Source organism: Pseudaminobacter soli (ex Li et al. 2025), from assembly GCF_003012705.1.
In the GTDB taxonomy this organism is placed as follows: Bacteria; Pseudomonadota; Alphaproteobacteria; order Rhizobiales; family Rhizobiaceae; genus Pseudaminobacter; species Pseudaminobacter soli.
This window is the reverse complement of record NZ_PXYL01000004.1, coordinates 98,923-120,025: the sequence shown is the minus strand read 5'-3', so window position 1 is coordinate 120,025 and position 21,103 is coordinate 98,923. Positions and strand designations below refer to the sequence as shown.

At 62.1% G+C, this 21,103-nt stretch carries 20 protein-coding genes and 1 tRNA gene; 11 read left to right on the top strand and 10 right to left on the bottom strand.

Features of this window, described 5'->3' with window-relative positions; translation table 11 throughout:
- Positions 1-18: 18 nt before the first annotated feature.
- From C7I85_RS09450 to C7I85_RS09440, 3 genes are all read right to left on the bottom strand, one after another.
- Entirely contained in the window at positions 19-1,131 is a 1,113-nt protein-coding gene (locus C7I85_RS09450; RefSeq protein WP_106723726.1) for a pyridoxal phosphate-dependent aminotransferase, read from the bottom strand.
- 167 nt (positions 1,132-1,298) lie between these two features.
- On the bottom strand, positions 1,299-4,391 hold the full coding sequence (locus tag C7I85_RS09445) for an efflux RND transporter permease subunit (RefSeq protein ID WP_106723725.1): 3,093 nt from the start codon (positions 4,389-4,391) through the stop codon (positions 1,299-1,301).
- Positions 4,388-5,599: an efflux RND transporter periplasmic adaptor subunit gene (locus C7I85_RS09440; protein ID WP_106723724.1), complete on the bottom strand. Its 1,212-nt coding sequence runs from the start codon at positions 5,597-5,599 to the stop codon at positions 4,388-4,390. Before C7I85_RS09440 ends, C7I85_RS09445 begins: the two co-directional genes overlap by 4 nt.
- 146 nt (positions 5,600-5,745) lie before the next feature.
- Between C7I85_RS09440 and C7I85_RS09435 the strand changes: the two genes are divergently transcribed.
- On the top strand, positions 5,746-6,294 hold the full coding sequence (locus C7I85_RS09435; RefSeq protein WP_106723723.1) for a TetR/AcrR family transcriptional regulator: 549 nt from the start codon (positions 5,746-5,748) through the stop codon (positions 6,292-6,294).
- A 111-nt stretch (positions 6,295-6,405) separates the two neighbouring features.
- Here C7I85_RS09435 and C7I85_RS09430 read toward each other — a convergent pair whose 3' ends face one another.
- The 5 genes from C7I85_RS09430 to C7I85_RS09410 form a co-directional block, all read right to left on the bottom strand.
- Positions 6,406-6,624 carry a hypothetical protein gene (locus tag C7I85_RS09430; RefSeq protein ID WP_106723722.1) on the bottom strand — a complete coding sequence of 73 codons (219 nt, stop codon included), beginning with the start codon at positions 6,622-6,624 and terminating at the stop codon, positions 6,406-6,408.
- 183 nt (positions 6,625-6,807) lie between these two features.
- Entirely contained in the window at positions 6,808-7,236 is a 429-nt protein-coding gene (locus C7I85_RS09425) for a hypothetical protein (protein ID WP_106723721.1), read from the bottom strand.
- Between the two features lie 245 nt (positions 7,237-7,481).
- Positions 7,482-7,572 (bottom strand) — tRNA-Ser (locus tag C7I85_RS09420).
- Positions 7,573-7,833: 261 nt separating this feature from the next.
- Positions 7,834-8,721 carry an alpha/beta fold hydrolase gene (locus C7I85_RS09415; RefSeq protein WP_106723720.1) on the bottom strand — a complete coding sequence of 296 codons (888 nt, stop codon included), beginning with the start codon at positions 8,719-8,721 and terminating at the stop codon, positions 7,834-7,836.
- 78 nt (positions 8,722-8,799) lie between these two features.
- Complete coding sequence (locus tag C7I85_RS09410) at positions 8,800-10,830, bottom strand: lytic transglycosylase domain-containing protein (RefSeq protein ID WP_106724082.1); 2,031 nt, start codon at positions 10,828-10,830, stop codon at positions 8,800-8,802.
- Positions 10,831-11,068: 238 nt separating this feature from the next.
- On the opposite strand from C7I85_RS09410, the gene dapA reads away from it, so the two are divergent.
- Both dapA and smpB read left to right on the top strand, forming a co-directional pair.
- On the top strand, positions 11,069-11,950 hold the full coding sequence (gene dapA, locus C7I85_RS09405) for a 4-hydroxy-tetrahydrodipicolinate synthase (protein WP_106723719.1): 882 nt from the start codon (positions 11,069-11,071) through the stop codon (positions 11,948-11,950).
- A gap of 25 nt (positions 11,951-11,975) precedes the next feature.
- The gene (gene smpB, locus C7I85_RS09400; protein ID WP_106723718.1) at positions 11,976-12,452 is read left to right on the top strand and encodes an SsrA-binding protein SmpB; all 477 of its coding nucleotides are present in this window, start codon (positions 11,976-11,978) and stop codon (positions 12,450-12,452) included.
- Between the two features lie 57 nt (positions 12,453-12,509).
- Here smpB and C7I85_RS09395 read toward each other — a convergent pair whose 3' ends face one another.
- Together C7I85_RS09395 and C7I85_RS09390 are read right to left on the bottom strand one after the other, a co-directional pair.
- Positions 12,510-13,172, bottom strand: coding sequence for a uracil-DNA glycosylase (locus tag C7I85_RS09395; RefSeq protein ID WP_106723717.1), 663 nt, complete (start codon positions 13,170-13,172; stop codon positions 12,510-12,512).
- Positions 13,172-13,759 carry an NYN domain-containing protein gene (locus C7I85_RS09390; protein ID WP_106723716.1) on the bottom strand — a complete coding sequence of 196 codons (588 nt, stop codon included), beginning with the start codon at positions 13,757-13,759 and terminating at the stop codon, positions 13,172-13,174. The genes C7I85_RS09395 and C7I85_RS09390 overlap by 1 nt, the downstream gene beginning before the upstream one ends.
- A 293-nt stretch (positions 13,760-14,052) precedes the next feature.
- On the opposite strand from C7I85_RS09390, the gene rpoZ reads away from it, so the two are divergent.
- From rpoZ to recO, 8 genes are all read left to right on the top strand, one after another.
- Positions 14,053-14,454 carry a DNA-directed RNA polymerase subunit omega gene (gene rpoZ / locus C7I85_RS09385; protein ID WP_106723715.1) on the top strand — a complete coding sequence of 134 codons (402 nt, stop codon included), beginning with the start codon at positions 14,053-14,055 and terminating at the stop codon, positions 14,452-14,454.
- A 112-nt stretch (positions 14,455-14,566) separates the two neighbouring features.
- Positions 14,567-16,798, top strand: a complete 2,232-nt coding sequence (locus C7I85_RS09380) for a RelA/SpoT family protein (RefSeq protein ID WP_106723714.1) — start codon at positions 14,567-14,569, stop codon at positions 16,796-16,798.
- A 22-nt stretch (positions 16,799-16,820) separates the two neighbouring features.
- Positions 16,821-17,399 carry an orotate phosphoribosyltransferase gene (gene pyrE, locus C7I85_RS09375; protein WP_106723713.1) on the top strand — a complete coding sequence of 193 codons (579 nt, stop codon included), beginning with the start codon at positions 16,821-16,823 and terminating at the stop codon, positions 17,397-17,399.
- 13 nt (positions 17,400-17,412) lie between these two features.
- On the top strand, positions 17,413-17,829 hold the full coding sequence (acpS, locus tag C7I85_RS09370) for a holo-ACP synthase (RefSeq protein WP_106723712.1): 417 nt from the start codon (positions 17,413-17,415) through the stop codon (positions 17,827-17,829).
- 75 nt (positions 17,830-17,904) lie between these two features.
- On the top strand, positions 17,905-18,654 hold the full coding sequence (gene lepB / locus C7I85_RS09365; RefSeq protein WP_106723711.1) for a signal peptidase I: 750 nt from the start codon (positions 17,905-17,907) through the stop codon (positions 18,652-18,654).
- A 3-nt stretch (positions 18,655-18,657) separates the two neighbouring features.
- Positions 18,658-19,380 (top strand): ribonuclease III, encoded by a 723-nt coding sequence (rnc, locus tag C7I85_RS09360; RefSeq protein ID WP_106723710.1) that lies wholly within the window; start codon positions 18,658-18,660, stop codon positions 19,378-19,380.
- Positions 19,377-20,285, top strand: a complete 909-nt coding sequence (era, locus tag C7I85_RS09355) for a GTPase Era (protein WP_106723709.1) — start codon at positions 19,377-19,379, stop codon at positions 20,283-20,285. Before rnc ends, era begins: the two co-directional genes overlap by 4 nt.
- Before the next feature lie 18 nt (positions 20,286-20,303).
- On the top strand, positions 20,304-21,065 hold the full coding sequence (recO, locus tag C7I85_RS09350) for a DNA repair protein RecO (protein ID WP_106723708.1): 762 nt from the start codon (positions 20,304-20,306) through the stop codon (positions 21,063-21,065).
- The last annotated feature ends 38 nt before the right edge of the window (positions 21,066-21,103 follow it).

Sequence of the window (21,103 nt, the reverse complement as noted above, 5' to 3'; positions counted from 1 at the left end):
CCCGGGGGGGAGCTATGCTTAGTTCCCGCGCGCCGCCGCCAGGGCGCGCGGCAGCTCCTCGCCAAAAATGTCGATCTCATGGTCGAGACCGACGCTGACGCGGATGCAGCGGTTCAACACCGGCACCATCGGCTTGCGGATGAACACCTCGCGCGCGAGCATGTCCTGCATCACCTTCATGGCAAAGTCGGCATCGCGGCCGCAATCGATGGTGACGAAATTGGTAGCCGACGGGATCGGCGTCAGGCCGTTGTCGCGTGCGATCGCCGAAATGCGGTCGCGCGCCGCGGCAACCTTGGCAACGACAGTGGCGAGATAGTCCTGGTCGGCCAGCGCCTCGAGACCGGCGATCTGGGCCATGCGGCTGACGCCGTAGTGGTTGCGGATCTTTTCGACGTTCGCGATAACCTCCTCATCGGCGAAGGCATAGCCGCAGCGGATGCCGGCCAGGCCATATGCCTTCGAGAAGGTGCGCATGCGCAGCAGATTGAGCCGATTGACGTCGACCGGGGGGAGGGCTGCCGCAGGCGCCGTCTCGCCATAGGCTTCGTCGAGGATCAGCATCGTGGTTTCCGGCAGCGCATCCATGAAGCGGATGAGCTCGTCCGTCTCCCACCAGGTGCCCATCGGGTTGTCGGGATTGGACAGGTAGACCAGCGGTGCGTTCTCGCGCTTCACCGCCTCCAGCAAGCCGTCGAGGCTTTCGCGGTCGTTCTCGTAAGGCACGGTAACCAGGCGGCCGCCGACGCCCGCGACGTGAAAATTGAAGGTCGGATAGGCGCCGAGCGAAGTGACCACAGCGTCGCCCGGCGAAACGAACATGCGCACCGCAAGGCTGAGCAGGCCGTCGATGCCTTCGCCGATCACGACATTGTCCTTGCCGATGCCGAGATGAGCGGCAAGTGCGACGCGCAGATCGTAGTTGTCTGGGTCGCAATACATCCACATATCTTTGGCCACTTCCTCCATCCTGGCGATGACCTTGGGCGAGGGGCCGTAGCTGCTTTCATTGGCTCCGATGCGCGCGCGAAAGGCACGGCCGCTGGTGCGCTGCTGCGCTTCGGGGCCAACGAACGGAACCGTCGACGGCAGGGCCTCGATGATCGGGGTGAGGGACGGACGTTTGGTCATGGTGTCGTTGCTCTCGAATTGATTAAGGGGCGCCTGTACGCCTTGTCGGTGGCCAGATAGCAAAAATCCAGCGGTTTGACCGCTGGATTTTTCTCTGGCCGCATGGCCCGGTTTCTGTGGCGATCCTAGCAGAAACGCCCGGGCTGTGGCCCGGGCGTTTCGATCGGTCAGGAGTGGGCGACTGCTTCGCCGCCTTCCGGCGCCGGCTCGGCCCCGGTGGAGTCCTTATGGTGGCGGATCTCCTTGGGCGAGATGAAGGTGTAGAACATCGGCACCACGAACAGGGTGAAGATGGTTCCCACCAGAATGCCCGAGAAGATCACCAGGCCCATCGAGTAACGTGCCGCAGCACCCGCGCCGGCCGCGATGATCAGCGGCACGACGCCGAGCGCCATGGCCGCAGTGGTCATCAGGATCGGGCGCAGACGGGTCTTGGCCGAGGCGATGATTGCCTCGCTCCGCGATAGCCCGTGCTCCTCGCGCTGCTGGTTTGCGAACTCGACCAGCAGGATGCCGTGCTTGGTGATGAGACCGATCAGCGTGATCAGACCCACCTGGGTGTAGATATTGAGCGTACCCAGTCCCAGGTTGAGCGGTATAATCGCGCCGAAGATCGAGAGCGGCACCGACATCATGATGATGAGCGGATCGCGGAAACTCTCGAACTGAGCCGCCAGCACCAGATAGATCACGACCACGGCCAGCGAGAACGCGATCAGGATGGTGTTGCCTTGCTCCTTTTCGAGGCGCGATTGGCCCGAATAGTCGACGAAGAAGCCGGCCGGCAGCAGCGGCTTGGCGATCTCCTCGATCGTCGCAAGGCCGTCACCCGTGGTCACGCCCGGCACGGGCAAGGCCGAGATCGTCGCGGAGTTCAACTGGTTGAACTGCTCGATCGAGGACGGGGACGCGTTGGTCTTGATGTCGACCACCGCCGACAGCGGCACCATGTCGCCGGTGATGCTGCGCACGAAGAACTGTCCGAGCTTCTCCGGGTTGTTGCGGAACTGGTCCGGCACCTGGGTGATGATGTCATAGCTGTTCGAATCCCGGTCGAACTGCGCGACCGAGCCGCCGCCGACCAGAAGGCCGAGCGTCGAGCCGATGTCACGCACCGGGATGTTCAGTGCGGCCGCGCGGTCGCGATCGATGGTGATCGTCACCTGCGGTGCGTCGAAGGCCAGCGAGTTCTGCACGATGATGAACCGGCCGGAGGCTTGCGCCTTCTGCTTGATCTCCTCTGCAACCTCGTAGACCTGACTCGGATCACCCGTCGACTGGATGACCATCGAGATCGGCAGGCCGCCGCCGGCGCCCGGAAGCGAGGGCGGAGCGAAGACCAGTGCCTGCACGCCGGCAACCGGCTTGAGGCGATTCTGGATGTCCTGCTGGATCTGCTTCTGCGAGCGGCTGCGGCTGGCCCAGTCCTTGAACGCCCAGACGGAGAAGCCGGTATTGGTCTGTCCGCCCATGCCTACGATCGAGAAGTTGGCGCGCAGCTCCGGCAGATCCTTGGTGAGGTCACGGATCTGGCCAGCATAGAGGCTCGTGTAGTCTGATGTCGCGTAGCGCGGCGCGGTCATGAGCGAGAACAGGGCGCCCGAATCCTCTTCCGGCGCCAGTTCGCTCGATGTCTTGAAGAACATGAAGCCGGTGACGGTCACCAGGGCCAGCACGATCATCAAGGTCACCGGGCGGTACTTCAGCGAGCCTGTGACCAATTTCTCATAGCCGTTGGCGAGACGCTCGAAGGTTCCGTCGACAATAGCCTGGAACCTGCCGTGGCCGGGTTTCAGGATGCGTGCCGACATCATTGGCGTAATGGTCACGGCGATGAAGCCGGAGAGCACGACCGCACCGGCGAGAGTCATGGCGAACTCGCGGAACAGCGAGCCTGTCAGGCCGCCGGTGAAGGCAAGCGGCGCGAACACGGCGGCGAGCGTGATCGTCATGGCGACGACCGGCCCGAAGATTTCGCGCATGCCCTTGAAGGACGCCTCCATTGGCGTCATGCCTTCTTCCATATGTCGGTGGATGTTCTCCACCACCACGATGGCGTCGTCGACGACCAGGCCGATGGCCAGCACCATCGCCAGCAGCGATAGCAGGTTGATCGAGTAACCCATTGTCAGAAGCAGGAAGCAGACGCCGATCAGCGACAGCGGAATGGTCACCACCGGCATGATCACCGAGCGGAACGAGCCGAGGAAGAGCAAGATGACCACAACGACGATGGCTACCGCCTCGCCGATGGTCTTGAACACTTCCTCGATCGAAGCGCTGATGGTTTCGGTCGAGTCGTAGACCAGCGTGATGGTCATGCCCTCGGGCAGGCTCGACTGAATGGCCGGCAGTTCCTTGATCACGGCAGACGCCGTGTCGAGCGGGTTGGCCGACGGCGTCGGGAAGATGCCGATGAAGGTGCCCGGCTTGCCATTGAAGTTGACGACGGTGTCGGTGCTTTCAGCGGCCAGCTCTACCTTGGCCACATCGCGCAGGCGAACCACGCCGCCGTTTTCGGAACGCAGGGGCAGGGCGCCGAATGCTTCGGGCGTCTGCAGCGTCGAACGCATCGTGATCGCCTGGGCGACATATTCGTTCTTGGTCTTGCCGGGAGCCGCCAGGAAGTTCGACGAATTGATCGCGCCCAGCACCTCCGATGCCGTCAGGCCGCGTGCGGCCAGCTTGATCGGGTCGATCCAAACGCGCATCGAGTAGTTGGCCGCGCCCAGCACCTGGACTTCGGCCACGCCCTGGATAGTCGAGACGCGCGGACGAATGACGCGCTCGATATATTCCGTCAGCTCTTCCGAGGTCATGTTCGGATTCTGCATCGCAAGATACATGATCGCGAACTGCTGGCCGGTGCCCTTGACGATGGTCGGGTCCTTGGCGTCGGTCGGCAGCTGGCTCTTCACCTGCTGCACCTTCGACATGACTTCGGTCAGCGCGACGTCCGGGTTGGAGCCCAGCTTCATCTGCACGGTCACGACGCTGGCCGAGGGACGGCTCTGCGAGGTGACGTAGTCGATGTTCTCCGTCGTCGAAACCGCGGAGGCGATCGGCGCGGTGATGAAGCCCTGGATCAGGTCCGGGCTCGCGCCCGGATAGGCGGTAGTGATCGTGATGACCGTTTCATCGACCTTCGGATACTGACGAACCGTAAGATTGAAGATGCCCTGGAAACCCAGGAGCAGGATCATGAACGCCACGACCGTCGAAAGGACGGGGCGGCGGATAAAAATGTCTGAAAAGCTCATTTAGCGGCCGGCTCCGGTTGCGCCGGATTGGCGGGATTGATGGTGTTGTCGATTGCCACGGGCGAGCCGTTGGACAGGCGGTTCTGGCCGGCCGTGACGATCTTGTCGCCGGGCTGCAGGCCGCTCAGGATCTCGACCAGGCCGCTGGAGCGGCGGCCGGTCTTGACGAAGACCTGACGGGCTACAAGCGCCTCCGGCTTTGCCGGTTCGGCGGCTTCGGCAGACGAAACGGCACCGTTCGTCGCAGGCTTCGCATCGGACTTGCCTGCCGCAGCCTGTCGTCCATTGGCGTCCTTGTCGGCCGGACGGATGACGTAGACGTAGTCGCCGTAAAGGCTGCTGACCACGGCGGTCTGGCCCAGCGCGACGACGTTATTTTCTTCCGGCAGCAGGACCCTGGCCTGCACGAACTGGCCGGGGCTCAACTTGCCCTCGGGGTTGCTGACCTCGACGCGAACCTTGACCAGGCGCGAGACCGGATCGATCTTCGGCTCGATGCCGATGATCTTGCCGGTGAACGGCATGTCTTCGCCGGTCAGGCCGAAGCGGGCAGGGCCGCCGATCCTCAGCAGGTTGAGCTGCTGCTCGGGCACCGAGAAATCGACATACATGGTCTCGAGGTCCTGCAGCGTAGCCACGATCGTGCCCGGCGAGACATACTGACCGATGTCCACCTTGCGGATGCCGATGGTGCCGGAGAACGGCGCGCGCAGCTGCTTCTGATCGAGCAATGCCTGGAGCTTGGCGACCTGCGAAGTCGAGGCTTGAGACGCCGCGCGTGCGGAATCGACCGTCACGTCCGAGCCGACGCCGCGCTTCTGCAGCACGGAGGCGCGTTCCAACGTCGTCTGATCGAGCCCAGCCTGCGTCTTGGCCGCAGCCAGGTCGGCCTGCTGGACAGCGTCGTCGAGCTGAACCAGGACCGAGCCGACTTTGACCTGCTCGTTGCCGGCGAAGCGGATTTCCTTGACGATGCCGGCGCTTTCGACCGTCAGATCAACGCCTTGCGACGCACTGACGGTACCGAGGGCCTCGATGCTTGGCGACCAGGTGATCGGCTCGACCGTTTGCGACGACACGGTGGTCGTCGGCACCGGCATGTTGGCGAAGTACTGCTTGATCGCTTTGTCGCGGAAAATGTTGAAGCCGACGATGCCGCCGCAAACCAGCACGAGGAAAATAAGGGCGATTATGAAGCGCTTGATCATATGCTGCACCGAAATCGAGGATGGGCTTGAGGTGTTGAGGCGGTCGTCTTCATCGCTATACCGTTAAACCAACAAGGCGGTTGAAAACTGGGGCGCATTTACTGTACCGTCTGGACGGTATTGTCAATTGCGTTCCGGAGTTCACGATGACGAATGGCAAGGTCACGGCCCGACAAAAAATTCTCGCAGCCGCTGCAGAGGTGTCGCGTGATGTTGGCCCTGCGCACCTGTCGCTCGACGCCGTAGCCCAGCGTGCCGGGGTTTCCAAGGGCGGTTTGCTCTATCATTTTCCCAATAAGGCCAAGCTGCTGGAGGCGCTGGTTGAGTATCACCTAAACCTGTTCGACGACGCCCTCTGCGAAAAAGACAAGGAATTGCAGGGCAAGCCGAACAGCTTACTGGCGGCCTATCTTGAGCTTTTCATGGTCGATCTCGAGCAATGCCAGCCGCCGCCTTCGGGTATCCTGGCGGCCATGGCCGAAAATCCAGGTCTTTTGGCGCCGGTCAAGCGGTACAATCGCACATTGCTGGATCGGATGAAGGCTGGAGCGCAGAGCGAAAGCGCCGCGCTGATCATCTATCTGGCTCTGGAGGGTATCCGCAGCCAGCGTCTCTTCGACGTGGACGTTCTTACACCCGATGAACAGCGCAAAGTGCTCACTTCGCTGGGAGAGATCGCGGCGGCCAAGGCCTGACTTCCGCTGCGGCAGTAGCGACAGCCTCCGAGAGCCATCGCTACGGGATATCAACTCGACTTCACATTATAGTTATGTGAGCCAAGCGCGCCGGGTTGGCGTCGCTCCCACTCAAGCTGCGTCAGTCTGCTTGTTTTGCTTGTTCAGCGCGCTTTCCTGAAGGCGGCGCCAAGCATCGTTCATCACGTCGCGCGCGGCCATGGCCTCCACCTGCGTAAGCGCCGCAAGGACATGGTCGCCGAACATGGCGGGTTCGTCGTTGATGAGGTCCCACACCGTCCAGGTGTCGGTGGGGTCCATGATGACGTCGTATCGGTCTTGTGTGCTCATGGGGAGCATTGGGCGCCGATTCCCTTACGCGATTTTCAATATCCACAGTGGCATTTGATTCAAATGCCGAGAATCCAAGGCGCTCTCGGCCTGAACTAGGCCCGAACAAATACCGAAGCCCGCCTCGCGGGCGGGCTTCCAGCAGGGTACGACACGGCTACTGAATGACGATCGCCCTGACGTTCAGGATGACTTTGCCTTGTCTGCTTCAGCGCGCGCGACAATGGCGTCGTAGACGGCAAGCTCGGCTTGATCGATCGATGCGACGGCATAGTCGATCGCGAGCGAGGCCTCCCATTCAAGTGACTTGGCGTGGCTTTCGGCGTGCTTGACGTCTCTCTCGTGCTTCCGCTCGGCAATGTTCGCCTTCAGGGCCGCTTTGTCGGCACTAATCTTCGCCTGCAGCGTCTTCCATTTGTCGGCGAGGGTGCTGCCGACGGCGTGCATGTCCTGATTCACTTTCGCTATGGACGCCTCCACGGTGGCGCGGGACTTCTCCCTGCGAGCGACGATTTTGTCGTGAGCTTCCTTCTGCGCGGCGGCAATATGGTCTTCGGCGTCTTTCGCGTGGGCCGACATCTCGGCGAGACTTTCGGAAAGCGGTTTGACCATGGTCATTCTCCCTGGCGGGTTTCAAGTTCCAGCAAGGGGATTTAACGCGCCGCACTAGCCCTGAAAGAGCGACACCGTTCAAAAGTATGGCGCGGCGACCAAGGCGACGCCTGCGTCGGTTTTGAGTTTCGCACGAGTTGACGCCACTAGGTGTCCCCAGTCGGCAGCGATAGCCGGCGCTCATAAGCGATGGAGTTTTAATTCTGAGGACGGGTGCCGGAACCGTTTCGCAACCAGCATGGTGCTGGCGGAGAGGATGGGATTCGAACCCACGAGAAGCTTTTGACCTCTACTCCCTTAGCAGGGGAGCGCCTTCGACCACTCGGCCACCTCTCCGGCGCGCTTCGCTGGATAATGAAAAGGGCGCGCACAAGCAATAAGCTATAACGACGATTGGCCAAAAAAAGCGCGACAAAGTGCTGAAAGGTCGCGGGTGGTTCCCAGATCGCACGCCCGACACCGGCCTGAATGATGGATTTTCGGTTGGCATTCTTCGAATCGAGCGCATGTTCGCTCGTTGCTTTTGCTGAATCGCGACGACAAAATCAGCGACCGGAGGAATTTTCCGCCAAGGCTCAGCGGTGAGGCGAAGGGCTTTCAGCTGGGCATCGCCCTATCGAGGAACGCTGAAATCCGTTTCGGCAGATCCCCGGTTTCGAGCAAGGGCGCATGGCCTTGCCCGACCACCGTCACGGTTTCTATGTCCGGATGGCGGCGCGCCATCTCCGCTAGCGTTTCTGCGGCAAGCAGTCTCGAGTTCTGACCCCGGATCGCAAGAATTGGCACATCGCAAAGCGCGTCGAATTGCGGCCAGAGCACTGGCAGCGGCTGGCTCATGTCCATTTCGGATATGGTTTTCAGCAGGGCCGGGTCGAAATCGAGGGCGGGCTTGCCGTTTTCTTCGCGATAGATGGCGCCGACGAATCGGCGCCAATCCTTCGCAGTGAGCGCGGGGAAGGCCCGGCCATGCACTTCCCGCTGGATCGCTACGGCGTCATCGATATCATTCGGCTTGGGCGCGTTTTCGAGATAGGCACGGATGTGGGCGAGTCCTGCCCCCTCTATCACGGGGCCGATGTCGTTCAGGACGACGGCTCCCAGCACTGCCGGGCGCATGGCGGCAAGGGCATGGATGATCAATCCCCCGCGCGAGGTGCCGATGAAGGCTGCGCGCTCGACCTCGAGTGCATCGAGACCGGCCAGAATGTCGCCCGTCTCGACGACCACATTGTAGTTCTGCCAGTTCTTGTCATAGGCGGATTGCCCGCGTCCGCGATAGTCGAAGGCGATGACCTTGCGTGGCGTCTGGGCTCGTCGTGACAGGAAAAGGGCCAGGTCGTGAAAATCGCGCGCGTTGCGGGTCAGTCCTGCGAGGCAAACCACGGGAGGTCCGTTGACGATGTCCTCGCCGTAGATTCGGGCATAAAGCCGTAGCCCGTCTGCCGATGTGTAATGGAAGTCCGAAAAGTCCTGTTTGGCGGGCATTCGGGTCCTCTTCGCGGGGACGTAGGAAACAAATCAAATATTCGCAGCGCGCTCTTTCTCGGCCGAAGGCCAACGGCATCAACGGCCGTTGACCAGATCGCCGGCAATGTCGAACTTGCCCGAAAGGCGCATTTTGTAGACCTGGTAGTTCTCCATCACGCGCTGGATGTAGCTGCGCGTTTCGGCAAAGGGGATGCGCTCGATCCAGTCGACGACGGTGTCGACGTCCTTGCCGCGCGGGTCGCCATAGCGACTGACCCATTCCTGCGCGCGTCGCGGACCGGCATTGTAGCCCGCAAATGTCAGCACATAGGAGCCGTTGAAGCGGCTGAGTTGCTCGCCGAGGACAGTGGCGCCGAGCGCTGCATTGTAGCCTGCGTCCGTGGTCAGCCGCATTTGGGAGAAGGGCAGGCCGGCTTTCTTGGCCGCTTCCTTTGCCGTGCCGGGCAACAGCTGCAAGAGGCCGCGCGCCCCGGCGCCCGATATGGCGGAAATGTTGAATTCGCTTTCCTGCCGCGCAATGGCATAGGCAAGCGCCTTGCCGGCGCTGGAAATGTTGGCGGAGGCAGGGATAACCCCGAGCGGATGCGCCAGCGCGCCGACATCGATGCCGCGCGAAGCGGCGATCTTGCCCACCTTCAGGGCAAGGAAGTGATTGTCCCGCTTCTCTGCCATCACGGCCAGCAGCGCCAACTCGCCCGGGCTGGTCAGCTGCGCGGCGAGGTCGCGATAGAGCGTGTCGGCCAGGCTGGGGAAATTCGCCTCTTCCAGGCGCTTGATTGCATGCACCGCCTCGCGGCGCTCGAAGTTGCGGCGATCCGCATCGCTGGGTACTGGATAGGCCACCTTGACGATGTCGCGGCCGATGCGTTCTGCGGCGAGCTGGCCGTAGAAGGTGGTGCCAAAGGCTGCCGCTCGCTCGAAATATGCCTTTGAGTCTCCAGGCGCGCCTGCCTCGGCAGCGCGTCCGAGCCAGTAATAGCCACGTGCGCGGGAAATGGCGCCATCGGAAAGCTCGGCGATGCGCGCAAAGTGCATAGCGCCGGTCTTGGCGTCGCTAAGCCCGCGAAGGGCATACCAGCCGGCATGGAACTCGGCGTCGGCGGCGTTCGTCGGGCTTTCGGCGGCATGCGCGGCAACGATGCGGTAGGCCGTCTTCATGTCGCCCTTGTCGACAAGCTCACGCGACAGAACCCGCCGCTCGATCCACCACGCATCGGGATCCACCAGCGAAGCCTTGTCCTTCGGCGCCTGCAGCATCACGGCGGCGGCTTGCTCGATATTCTGGAGGCGCCGCTGATATTTCGCCTGCGCGAACATATAGCCGGCCGAACGCTGCTTGGCGGGCACCGCGTCGAGAAGCTTCTTGGCGTTGTGGTCGCCCTTGATCACGGCGCTCCACGACTGGGCCAGCGCCTCGGCGCCTGCCAGCTTCGACACGCGTAGGGCCGAGTTGATGCGATCGGCATAGAGCATTCGCTCCATGCGGAACCGATGGTCCGCAGCAGGGATGATTGCCCCGAATTCCTTGATGATCGCCATCTCGTCCTTCGGTTCCAGCTTTTCGCTGCGCCAGAACGGACAGAGCGCGGTTTGCGCTGCCCGCACGTTGTCGAGGGCGACTTGCGAGCGGGCGAGGATGATCACGCCCTCGACGGTTTGCGGCTGTGTGCCGCCGAATGCGTTCACCACTGTCCGCGGATCCGGGTTCTCCCGAAAAAGCGCGCGTTCGCTGTTGCGCCGCAGGGCAGCCATTCCCGGCCAGCCGGGCAGGGCCTGGGCGGCAGCAGCTATCTCACCGCTGGGCACGGTTTCGCCTCCGCGCAACGCGATTGCCCAGGCGAGAATGTGCCGGTCAAGCGAATCCTGTGGCAGGGTGTCGCGTATCGTACGCGCACGTGCGATGTCTTGCGCCGCAAGGGCCTCCAGTCCGCTCTTGAGGACGGTGGCGTCGCCCGAGGCAGTGGAGCCCGCATCGATGAAGGCGCCGGGGCGGGGCGGGATTGCGGCCGTCGTCTGCGCGTCAACCGTTGCGCCAATGGCGCCAGCCGGCGCCATTGCCATGATCGCGCCAATCAGCGCGAAGCGGTGTCGTCCTCTGGCTCGCATGCGAAAGTCCCTGTCCATACACGATATATCTGGGAGCGGGTTGCCGAAAGCCTAGTCGTCGCCGGTGAAGAGTTGGTTAACGAAAGGTTATCGCGTCCGGCTTGCAACGTGCGTGGACCAGCACCATCTTTGCGCCGCTGCCGCGTCAAGACTATGGTGCGCGCCCGCGTTTTCAGATAGAAAGCCGCGACATCAAAAAGGGACTGCGAACCATAGGTCGCAGAGAGAGTTGGAACACATGCTCAGAGGCTCGATGACAGCGCTCGTAACGCCATTCCAGAAGGATGGTGGATTTGACGAGAAAGCCTTCCGTGCCTTTGTCGAATGGCAGATAGCCGAAGGCACCAAAGGGCTGGTTCCCGTCGGCACGACCGGAGAATCGCCGACGCTCTCGCATGATGAACATCGCGAAGTTGTGAAGGCCTGCGTCGAAGTGGCCAGGGGGCGTGTTCCCGTCATCGCCGGTGCCGGTTCCAACAATACTGCCGAGGCGGTCGGGCTGGTCGAGCATGCCGAGAAGGTTGGCTCGGACGCTGTCCTGGTCGTGACGCCCTATTACAACAAGCCGACTCAGCGCGGCCTCTACGAGCATTTCGCGACGGTCGCCCGGTCGACCAAGCTGCCGATCATCATCTACAACATCCCTCCGCGCTCGGTGATCGACATGACGCCGGAGACGATGGGCCGCCTGGCGCACGACTTCCCCAACATCGTTGGCGTCAAGGATGCGACCGGCAAGGTCGAGCGTGTTTCCGAGCAGCGCCTGACCTGCGGCAAGGAGTTCATCCAGCTTTCCGGCGAGGATGCCTCGGCACTCGGCTTCAACGCCCATGGCGGTGTCGGCTGCATCTCGGTGACCTCCAATGTCGCTCCGCGCCTCTGCTCTGAATTCCAGGAAGCAACCCTCAATGGCGACAAGGAGCGCGCGCTGGAGCTTCAGGATCTCCTGATGCCGCTGCACAAGGCGATCTTCCTCGAACCAGGCGTCTCCGGCGCGAAATACGCGCTGTCGCGCCTGGGCAAGGTGGAAAACGTGCTCCGCTCGCCGCTGATGACCGTTGAGGCCGCGACGGCCGAGCGCATCGAGGCAGCGATGAAGCATGCCGGACTGATCAACTGACGCGGGTTTGCCGCGCTGCGTACCGATGAATCACAAAAAAGCCGATCCGAATAACAAGATTGCCGCCGAGAACCGCAAGGCGCGGTTTTCCTATGAGGTGATCGACACGATCGAGGCCGGCCTGGTGCTCACCGGTACGGAGGTCAAGTCGTTGCGCCAGGGCCAGGCCAACATCCAGGAGTCCTACGCCTCCGCCGAGGGCGGCGAGATCTGGCTGATCAACTCCTACGTGCCCGAATATCTGCAAGGCAACCGCTTCAACCACGAGCCGCGTCGCCGCCGCAAGCTGCTGCTCAGCAAGCGCGAGATGGCGCGTCTGCAGCAGTCGGTGGCACGCGAAGGCATGACCATGGTGCCGTTGAAGATCTACTTCAACGACAAAGGTCGCGCCAAGCTGCTCTTGGCGATCGCTCGAGGCAAGAACCTGCACGACAAGCGCGAAAGCGAAAAGCAGCGCGACTGGAACCGCGAGAAGGGCCGCCTGCTCAAGGAGCGTGGGTGAAGGGCGGGCTTCTGCTCGCCCTTGTCGCGATAACCCCTTTGAAAATCCGGTGTCTGCTTATGCCGGTTTCCCATCCAGCTCGGCGCGAATCTGCCTGAACACGTCCACGAACATCTCTTCGGTGAGGCGGCCGGTGTTGGTGTTGTAGCGCGAGCAGTGATAGCTCGAGAACACGGTGAACTTGCCGATCTGCTGGCGCCCGCCATGGCTGAACGGGTGTGCCGTCACGCGACCGCCAAGCGCCCGCACCGTCGACTGGTGGGCGATGGTGCCGAGCGTAAGTACGACTTCAAGATTTCTCAGGCGCGCAAGGTTGAGGCCAAGGAACCTTCGGCAGTTGTTGATCTCCGCGCCGACCGGCTTGTTTTCCGGCGGCACGCACTTCACCGCGTTGGTGATGGCCGTGGTGATAAGTTCAAGGCTATCATCGGGACGCGCCTCGAACTTGCCGCGCGCGAGGCCGAAGCGGATCAGCGTGCTGTAGAGCAGGTCGCCGGCATAATCGCCGGTGAAAGGCCGGCCCGTGCGATTTGCGCCGCGCAGGCCGGGTGCCAGCCCGACGATCAGCAAGCGGACGCCATCTTGCCCCTCCGGCGGCAGGAATGTCGGCACGGGCGCGTTGAACCATTGCGGCTCGCGTTCGCGCCATGAGGCTATGAAATCATGCAGGCGCGGACAAAGCGTGCAGTCGCGCGGTGGTTCGACATTGAGAGGAAGCATCAGAAGTCGTCGCCGTCCGGATCCGGCTCAGTCGCTTCGGTCTTGCGTACCGGCCGCTCGGACGGGTCGCGACCGATCTCGCTCTTCAGCGTCATGAGATCGATGAAATGGTCTGCCTGCCGACGCAGGTCGTCGGAGATCATTGGCGGCTGCGAAGCCATCGTGGAGACCACGCTGACCTTCTTGCCGCGCCGCTGCAGAGCCTCCACGAGCGTGCGGAAATCTCCGTCGCCCGAGAAGATCACATAGTGGTCGATCACGTCGGACAGCTCCAGCGCATCCACGGTCAGCTCGATGTCCATGTTGCCCTTGATCTTGCGCCGTCCGGTCGAGTCGGTAAACTCCTTGGCGGGCTTGGTCACCACCTTGAAACCGTTGTAATCCAGCCAGTCTATCAGTGGCCGGATCGACGAATACTCCTGATCTTCAACCAAAGCCGTGTAATAATAGGCACGCAGAAGATAGCCGCGCTTTTGGAAGCTCGAAAGCAACTTGCGATAGTCGATATCGAAGCCGAGCGAGCGCGAGGTAGCGTACAGATTGGCACCATCTATAAAGAGAGCAATCTTTTCACGCGGGTCAAACATGTGAAGTATCCTTTGGGGAATACGCAATTCCCATTAAAAACGCGCAGCCCGCCTGCGGAGTTGCCTATTCGAAATCAATTTTGCAACTAATTTTCCTAAAATGCGTATTGGAAGATAGCACCCACAAGACGCCCTGACGATAGGGAGATGGAAGCCATCCACTATTCGCCTTTTGGTTGCTGGAAAGAGGGCTTCGGTGGCAGCTAAAAAGCTTTATTGCTTGTTTTTCGCAGCCAATCGGGTTATTGAGCGCCCCTGTTCTCCACCACATTCGCGTATGAAAGGGGCAATCCATGGCCCGCGTAACCGTTGAAGATTGCATCGACAAGGTCGACAACCGCTTCGAGCTGGTGCTTCTGGCAGGTCATCGCGCCCGGCAGATTTCCCAGGGCGCCGCGATCACCGTTCCGCGCGACAACGACAAGAACCCGGTCGTCGCGCTGCGTGAGATCGCCGATGAGACGCTGTCGCCGGGCGACCTCAAGGAAGATCTGATCCACTCGCTCCAGAAGCATGTCGAGGTCGACGAGCCGGAGGCCGATGGCCAGGCGCTGACCGATCAGACCGATGCGACCATTTCGGCCGTCGAGGAAGACCGAGAAGAAGAAAATATCGCCTTCGACCGTATGAGCGAGGAAGACCTGCTCGCCGGCATCGAGGGCCTCGTTGCGCCCGAGAAAAACGACGATTTCTGATCGTTTGCGTGTGCGCCGGCACTTCCGTGCCGGCGGTTTCGTGGCTATCTATGACATGCGCCGGGTCGTTGGATCCGGCGCATGATTCATGTTTGAGTGTGAGATTTGGCCCATGATGCGTCAGTATGAGCTTGTCGAGCGCGTGCAGCGCTACAAGCCCGACGTGAATGAGGCGCTTCTCAACAAAGCTTACGTCTATGCCATGCAGAAGCATGGCCACCAGAAGCGGGCATCCGGCGACCCGTATTTCTCCCACCCGCTGGAAGTCGCGGCCATCCTCACGGACATGCACATGGACGAGGCCACCATCGCGGTGGCGCTGTTGCATGACACGATCGAAGACACCTCCGCCACCCGGCAGGAAATCGACGAACTGTTCGGCTCGGACATGGGCAAGCTGGTCGAGGGGCTGACCAAGCTCAAAAAGCTCGACCTCGTCTCGAAGAAGGCAGAGCAGGCAGAAAATCTGCGCAAGCTGCTGCTGGCGATCTCCGAGGACGTTCGCGTGCTACTGGTGAAGCTCGCCGACCGGCTGCACAACATGCGCACGCTTGGCCACATGCGTGAGGACAAGCGCCTGCGCATCGCCGAAGAAACCATGGATATATATGCGCCCCTGGCTGGCCGCATGGGCATGCAGGGCATGCGCGAGGAACTGGAAGACCTTGCGTTCCAGTATATCAATCCCGAGGCCTACCGGACGGTGACGGCGCGGCTCGCCGAGGTGTTCGAGCGCAACAGGGGCGTGATTACCGAGATCGAGAACTCGCTCTCGGCCCTGTTCGCGAAGTATTCGCTGAAGGCGACCGTCAAGAGCCGACAGAAGAAGCCGTGGTCCGTCTTCCGCAAGATGGAAACCAAGGCGCTGTCCTTCGAGCAGCTTTCCGACATCTTCGGGTTCCGCGTGGTCATGGAAAACGTCGAGGATTGCTATCGCGCCCTTGGCGCCATCCACACCACGTGGTCGATGGTTCCCGGCCGCTTCAAGGACTACATTTCGACGCCGAAGCAGAACGACTACCGCTCGATCCACACCACGATTGTCGGCCCGTCGCGCCAGCGCATCGAACTGCAGATTCGCACGCGCGAAATGAACACCGTCGCCGAATACGGCGTGGCGGTTCATGCGCTTTACAAGGATAGCGGCGGCAAGGTGAATGCCAGCCATGCCATCTCGAAGGAGACCAACGCCTATGCCTGGCTGCGACGCACCATCGAGCAGCTGGCCGAAGGCGACAACCCCGAGGACTTCCTCGAAAACACCAAGCTGGAGCTGTTCCAGGACCAGGTCTTCTGCTTCACGCCCAAGGGCATGCTGATTGCGCTGCCGCGCCGGGCGACGCCGATCGACTTCGCCTATGCGGTCCATACCGACGTCGGTGACACCTGCGTGGGCGCCAAGATCAACGGCCGCATCATGCCGCTGATGACCGAGCTAAAGAATGGCGACGAGGTGGAGATCATTCGCTCCAAGGCGCAGGTTCCGCCCGCTGCCTGGGAATCGATCGTCGTCACCGGCAAGGCCCGAGCCGCCATTCGCCGCGCCACCAAGAATGCGATCCGCAAGCAGTATTCGGGCCTTGGCGTCCGCATCCTGGAGCGGGCTTTCGAGCGCGCCGGCAAGAGCTTTTCAAAGGAAAGCCTAAAGCCGGTCCTGCACCGGCTCGCGCGCAAGGATGTCGAAGATGTCGTGGCGGCCGTCGGCCGCGGAGAGCTGTCGTCGACCGACGTGATGAAGGCCGTCTACCCGGACTTCAAGGATGAGCGCGTAACGCCGCAGGCCCCCAAGCCGCGCGAGGAGGGCTGGTCGAAGATCCGCAACGCTGCCGGCATGTTGTTCCAGATGCCCGGCCGCAGTTCGGGACGGAAGGACAGGCGTGCGGCCAAGGGCGATGGCGCGGTGCCGATCCGCGGCGTGCGCGGCGATCTGCCCGTGCGGTTCGCGCCTGAGGGCGCGGTGCCGGGCGACCGCATCGTCGGCATCATCCAGCCTGGCGCAGGCATCACCATCTATCCGATCCAGTCGCCGTCGCTCACCGCCTTCGACGACCAGCCGGAACGCTGGATCGACGTGCGCTGGGATATCGACGAGGAAACCAAGGAGCGGTTCCCGGCGCGGATTTCCGTGGTGGCGATCAATGCGCCCGGTTCGCTGGCCGAGATCGCGCAGGTGATCGCCGAGAACGACGCCAACATCCACACCTTGTCCATGGTGCGCACCGCGCCGGACTTCACCGAAATGCTTGTCGATCTCGAGGTCTGGGATCTGAAGCATCTGAACAGGCTGCTCTCGCAGCTCAAGGAAAACTCGAGCGTCAGCGACGCAAAGCGCGTAAACGGCTGACCATCTGAATGGCGGGAGCGGCATGAATACCGATCAAGTGCTGGACATTTTTCGCGAGGCCGGAGCAGTGCTCGAAGGGCACTTCATCCTGACTTCAGGTCTGCGCAGCCCAGTCTTCCTTCAGAAGGCGCGGGTCTTCATGCATGCTGACAAGACCGAGAAGCTGTGCCGCGCGCTCGCCGAAAAGATCCGCGCCGAAGTGCCGGGCCAGATCGATTACGTCGTCGGCCCTGCCATAGGCGGGCTGATCCCGGCCTATGAAACGTCGCGCCATCTCGGCGTGCCGGCGATCTGGGTCGAGCGCGAAGGTGGCGTCTTCCGCCTGCGCCGCTTCGAGATCGAGAAGGGCGCGCGGGTCGTCACCGTGGAGGATATCGTCACCACCGGCCTGTCGATCCGCGAGACCATCGAGTGCCTGCGGGACCTCGGTGCCGAGGTCGTTGCGGCCGCCTGCATCATCGACCGCTCGGCTGGCAAGAGCGACGTTGGCGTGCCGCTGATCGCGCTTGCCGAATATGAAGTGCCGGCCTATCCGGCCGACCAGCTTCCGCCGGAATTGGCGGCTATCCCGCCGGTCAAGCCCGGCAGCCGCAACATTTGAGGACCAACGCCGGATGATCATCGGCATAGGCAGCGATCTCATCGACATCAGGCGCATCGAGAAATCTCTCGAGCGCTATGGCGAACGCTTCAAGGCCCGCGTCTTCACCGAGATCGAACAAGCGAAGTCGGAGCGGCGCAAGGAACGCGCGGCATCCTATGCCAAGCGGTTCGCCGCCAAGGAAGCTTGTTCCAAGGCGTTGGGAACCGGAATGTCGCATGGCGTGTTCTGGCGGGATATGGGCGTCGTCAACCTACCCGGCGGCAAGCCCACCATGAATTTGACGGGAGGAGCGGCTGTGCGGTTGGCTGAAATGTTGCCTCAAGGCCATCGTCCGGTCATTCACCTGACGATCACGGACGATTTTCCTCTGGCGCAAGCCTTTGTGATCATCGAGGCCTTGCCGGTTGAAGAAGCCCCACTTTCCTAATGCCTGTGCGGCGCACGGATTGCTCCCGACGCGCCAAGCCCTTATACCCGAACGCAATCCACAACCGAGGATGACATGAGCGTGGCTGATAAACCTCAAAAAAAATCCGGCGGGCTTGGCGAAACGGTCAGCGTTATCATCCAGGCGCTGCTGCTGGCGCTCGTCATCCGCACCTTCCTTTTTCAGCCTTTTTCGATTCCTTCCGGGTCGATGCGGCCGACCCTGCTCGAGGGTGACTATCTCTTCGTCACCAAATGGGCCTACGGCTATTCGCGCTATTCGCTGCCGTTCTCGCCGAATCTCTTCTCCGGGCGCGTCTGGGCCAGCGAGCCGCAGCGCGGCGATGTCGTGGTCTTCAAGTTCCCGCCCAACCCGTCGCTGGACTACATCAAGCGCGTGATTGGCCTGCCGGGCGACCGCATCCAGATGCGCGACGGCCAGCTCTTTATCAACGACGTCGGCGTGCCGCGCGTGAAGGTCGGCCAGATCGACAATCCCGACATCACCGAGGTGAACCGGCCGGTCGACGTCTATCGCGAGACGCTGCCCAATGGCGTCTCCTACGACACGCTCGACCTGACGCCGAATTCGATCGGCGACAACACGCGTGAATTCGTTGTGCCGGAAGGCCACTACTTCATGATGGGCGACAATCGCGATAACTCCAACGACAGCCGCTTCTCGGTCGGCTATGTGCCGGCGGAGAACCTTGTCGGCCGCGCCAACATCATCTTCTTCTCGATCGCGGACGGCGCAAGCCCGCTCGAAATCTGGAAGTGGCCTACGCTGGTGCGCGGATCGCGCCTCTTTACCTCCGTCCACTAAGAGATGGCTCTTAAACGACCGACCGGACAAGCGCTCGCGGACGCACTGCGCGAGCGCACCGGATACGCTTTCACCGACCTCGAGCGTCTTCAACGCGCGCTGACGCATGCCAGCGCGCGCGGCGTCAAGCCGGGGGCTGATTACGAGCGCTTCGAGTTCTTGGGCGACCGCGTGCTGGGGCTGGTGGTGGCCGACATGCTGTTCAAGGCTTTTCCGGCTGCGGCGGAGGGTGAGCTCTCGGTTCGCCTGAACGCGCTGGTCAATGCCGAGACGCTTGCCGAGATCGCCGATCAGATCGGCCTTACCGAACTCATCCGCGCGGGCAGCGAAGTGAAGACGCTTGCCGGCCGCAAGCGTGTTAATATCCGCGCCGATGCGCTGGAATCGCTGATTGCCGCGCTCTATCTCGATGGCGGGCTGGATGTGGCGCGGCAGTTCATCTTGCGTTATTGGGAGCCGCGCTCGAAGGTAACCGGTGCTGCGCGCCGCGACCCCAAGACCGAGCTTCAGGAATGGGCGCACCAGGCTGCCGCCGCGACACCCAGCTACCAGATCGAGAGCCGCGAAGGGCCTGATCACGATCCGGTCTTTACCGTCAGCGTCCGGGTCGGCGCATTCGAACCGGCCTTCGGAACCGGGCGTTCGAAGCGCGAGGCCGAGCAGGCCGCTGCCGCAAGCATGCTTCAGCGCGAAGGCGTCTGGAGCCAGGAAGGAAAAGAACAGTGAGCGAAGCCGAACCCGTTACCCATTCGGGCTTTGTCGCCCTGATAGGCGCGCCGAATGCCGGCAAGTCGACACTGGTCAACCAGCTCGTCGGCGCCAAGGTTTCGATTGTCACGCACAAGGTGCAGACCACGCGCTCCATCGTGCGTGGCATCGCCATCCACAACGACGCACAGATCGTGTTCGTCGACACGCCGGGTATCTTCAAGCCGCGTCGCCGGCTCGACCAGGCCATGGTGTCCACCGCCTGGGGCGGGGCCAAGGATGCCGACCTGGTGATGGTGATCATCGATGCCGAGCGCGGCTTCAAAGGCGACGCAGACACGATCCTCGAAAGCCTCGCGGGGGTGCGTCAGCCCAAGGTTCTGGTGCTGAACAAGATCGACCGGGTGCAACACGAAAGCCTGCTTCTGCTCGCCGAAGAGGCCAACAAGCGCGTTGCCTTCGATGCCACCTTCATGGTTTCCGCATTGAGCGGCGCCGGCTGCCGGGCCATTCTCGACTATCTCGCCAAGGCTCTGCCTGCCGGCCCCTGGTACTATCCGGAAGACCAGATTTCGGATCTGCCGATGCGCCAGCTGGCCGCCGAGATCACCCGCGAGAAGCTTTATCTGCGCCTTCACCAGGAGCTTCCCTATTCCTCGCATGTCGAGACCGAAAAGTGGGAAGAGAAGCCCGACGGCTCGGTTCGCATCGAGCAGGTCATCTATGTCGAGCGCGACAGCCAGAAGAAGATCCTCCTGGGCCACAAGGGCGAGACGATCCGCTCCATCGGCACGGCCGCGCGCAAGGACATTTCCGAAATCCTCGAGCAGAAGGTGCATCTCTTCCTGTTCGTGAAGGTGCGCGAGAACTGGGGCGACGATCCCGAGCGCTACCGCGAAATGGGGCTTGAATTCCCGCACTGAGCGGCCGAATCTCCAGAAATGGAATGGCACGACGAGGGAATTGTCCTTGGCGCCCGCAAGCATGGCGAAACCAGCGTCATCCTTGAGGTGATGACGCGCGCGCATGGGCGCCATCTCGGCATGGTCCGGGGAGGGCGCTCGCGCAAGGCGCAGCCGGTTCTCCAGGCGGGCAATCTCGTTGATCTGGTCTGGCGAGCCCGGCTGGACGAACATATGGGGCAGTTCCAGGTCGAGGCGCTGGAACTCAACGCCGCCCGGCTGTTCGAAAGCGCCTGCGCGGTCTATGGCCTGCAGACGATTGCGGCCCATCTGCGCCTCTTGCCGGAGCGTGACCCACATCTCGGGCTCTACGAGATGCTGGGGCTGCTGCTTGCCCATCTGGACGAGCCTTCCGCCGCCGGCGAACTCGTCGTCCGCTTCGAACTGATGGTGCTGGAAGAACTCGGTTTCGGCCTGGATCTCAGCGAATGCGCCGCCACCGGCCGGCGAGAAGAGCTTACCTACGTGTCGCCGAAGTCCGGCCGCGCCGTCTCGCGCGAGGCTGGACTGCCCTGGCACGACAAGATGCTGCCGCTGCCTGCCTTCCTGATTGTCGGTCCTGGCATGCGCGCCGACCTGAGCGCCATCGAGCAGGCCTTCAGGCTTACGGAGTTCTTCTTCACGCGGCATGTCTATGGGCCGCGCGGGCTGACGCCGCCCGATGCTCGCATCGGTTTTCTCAATGCATTGCGCAAGCACACGGCCGGAAAACTTCACGTGCCCGGCGATAGCGCTGCCTGACATCCCCAACGCGCCGGGAATAAAACCGTCGCGCAAAA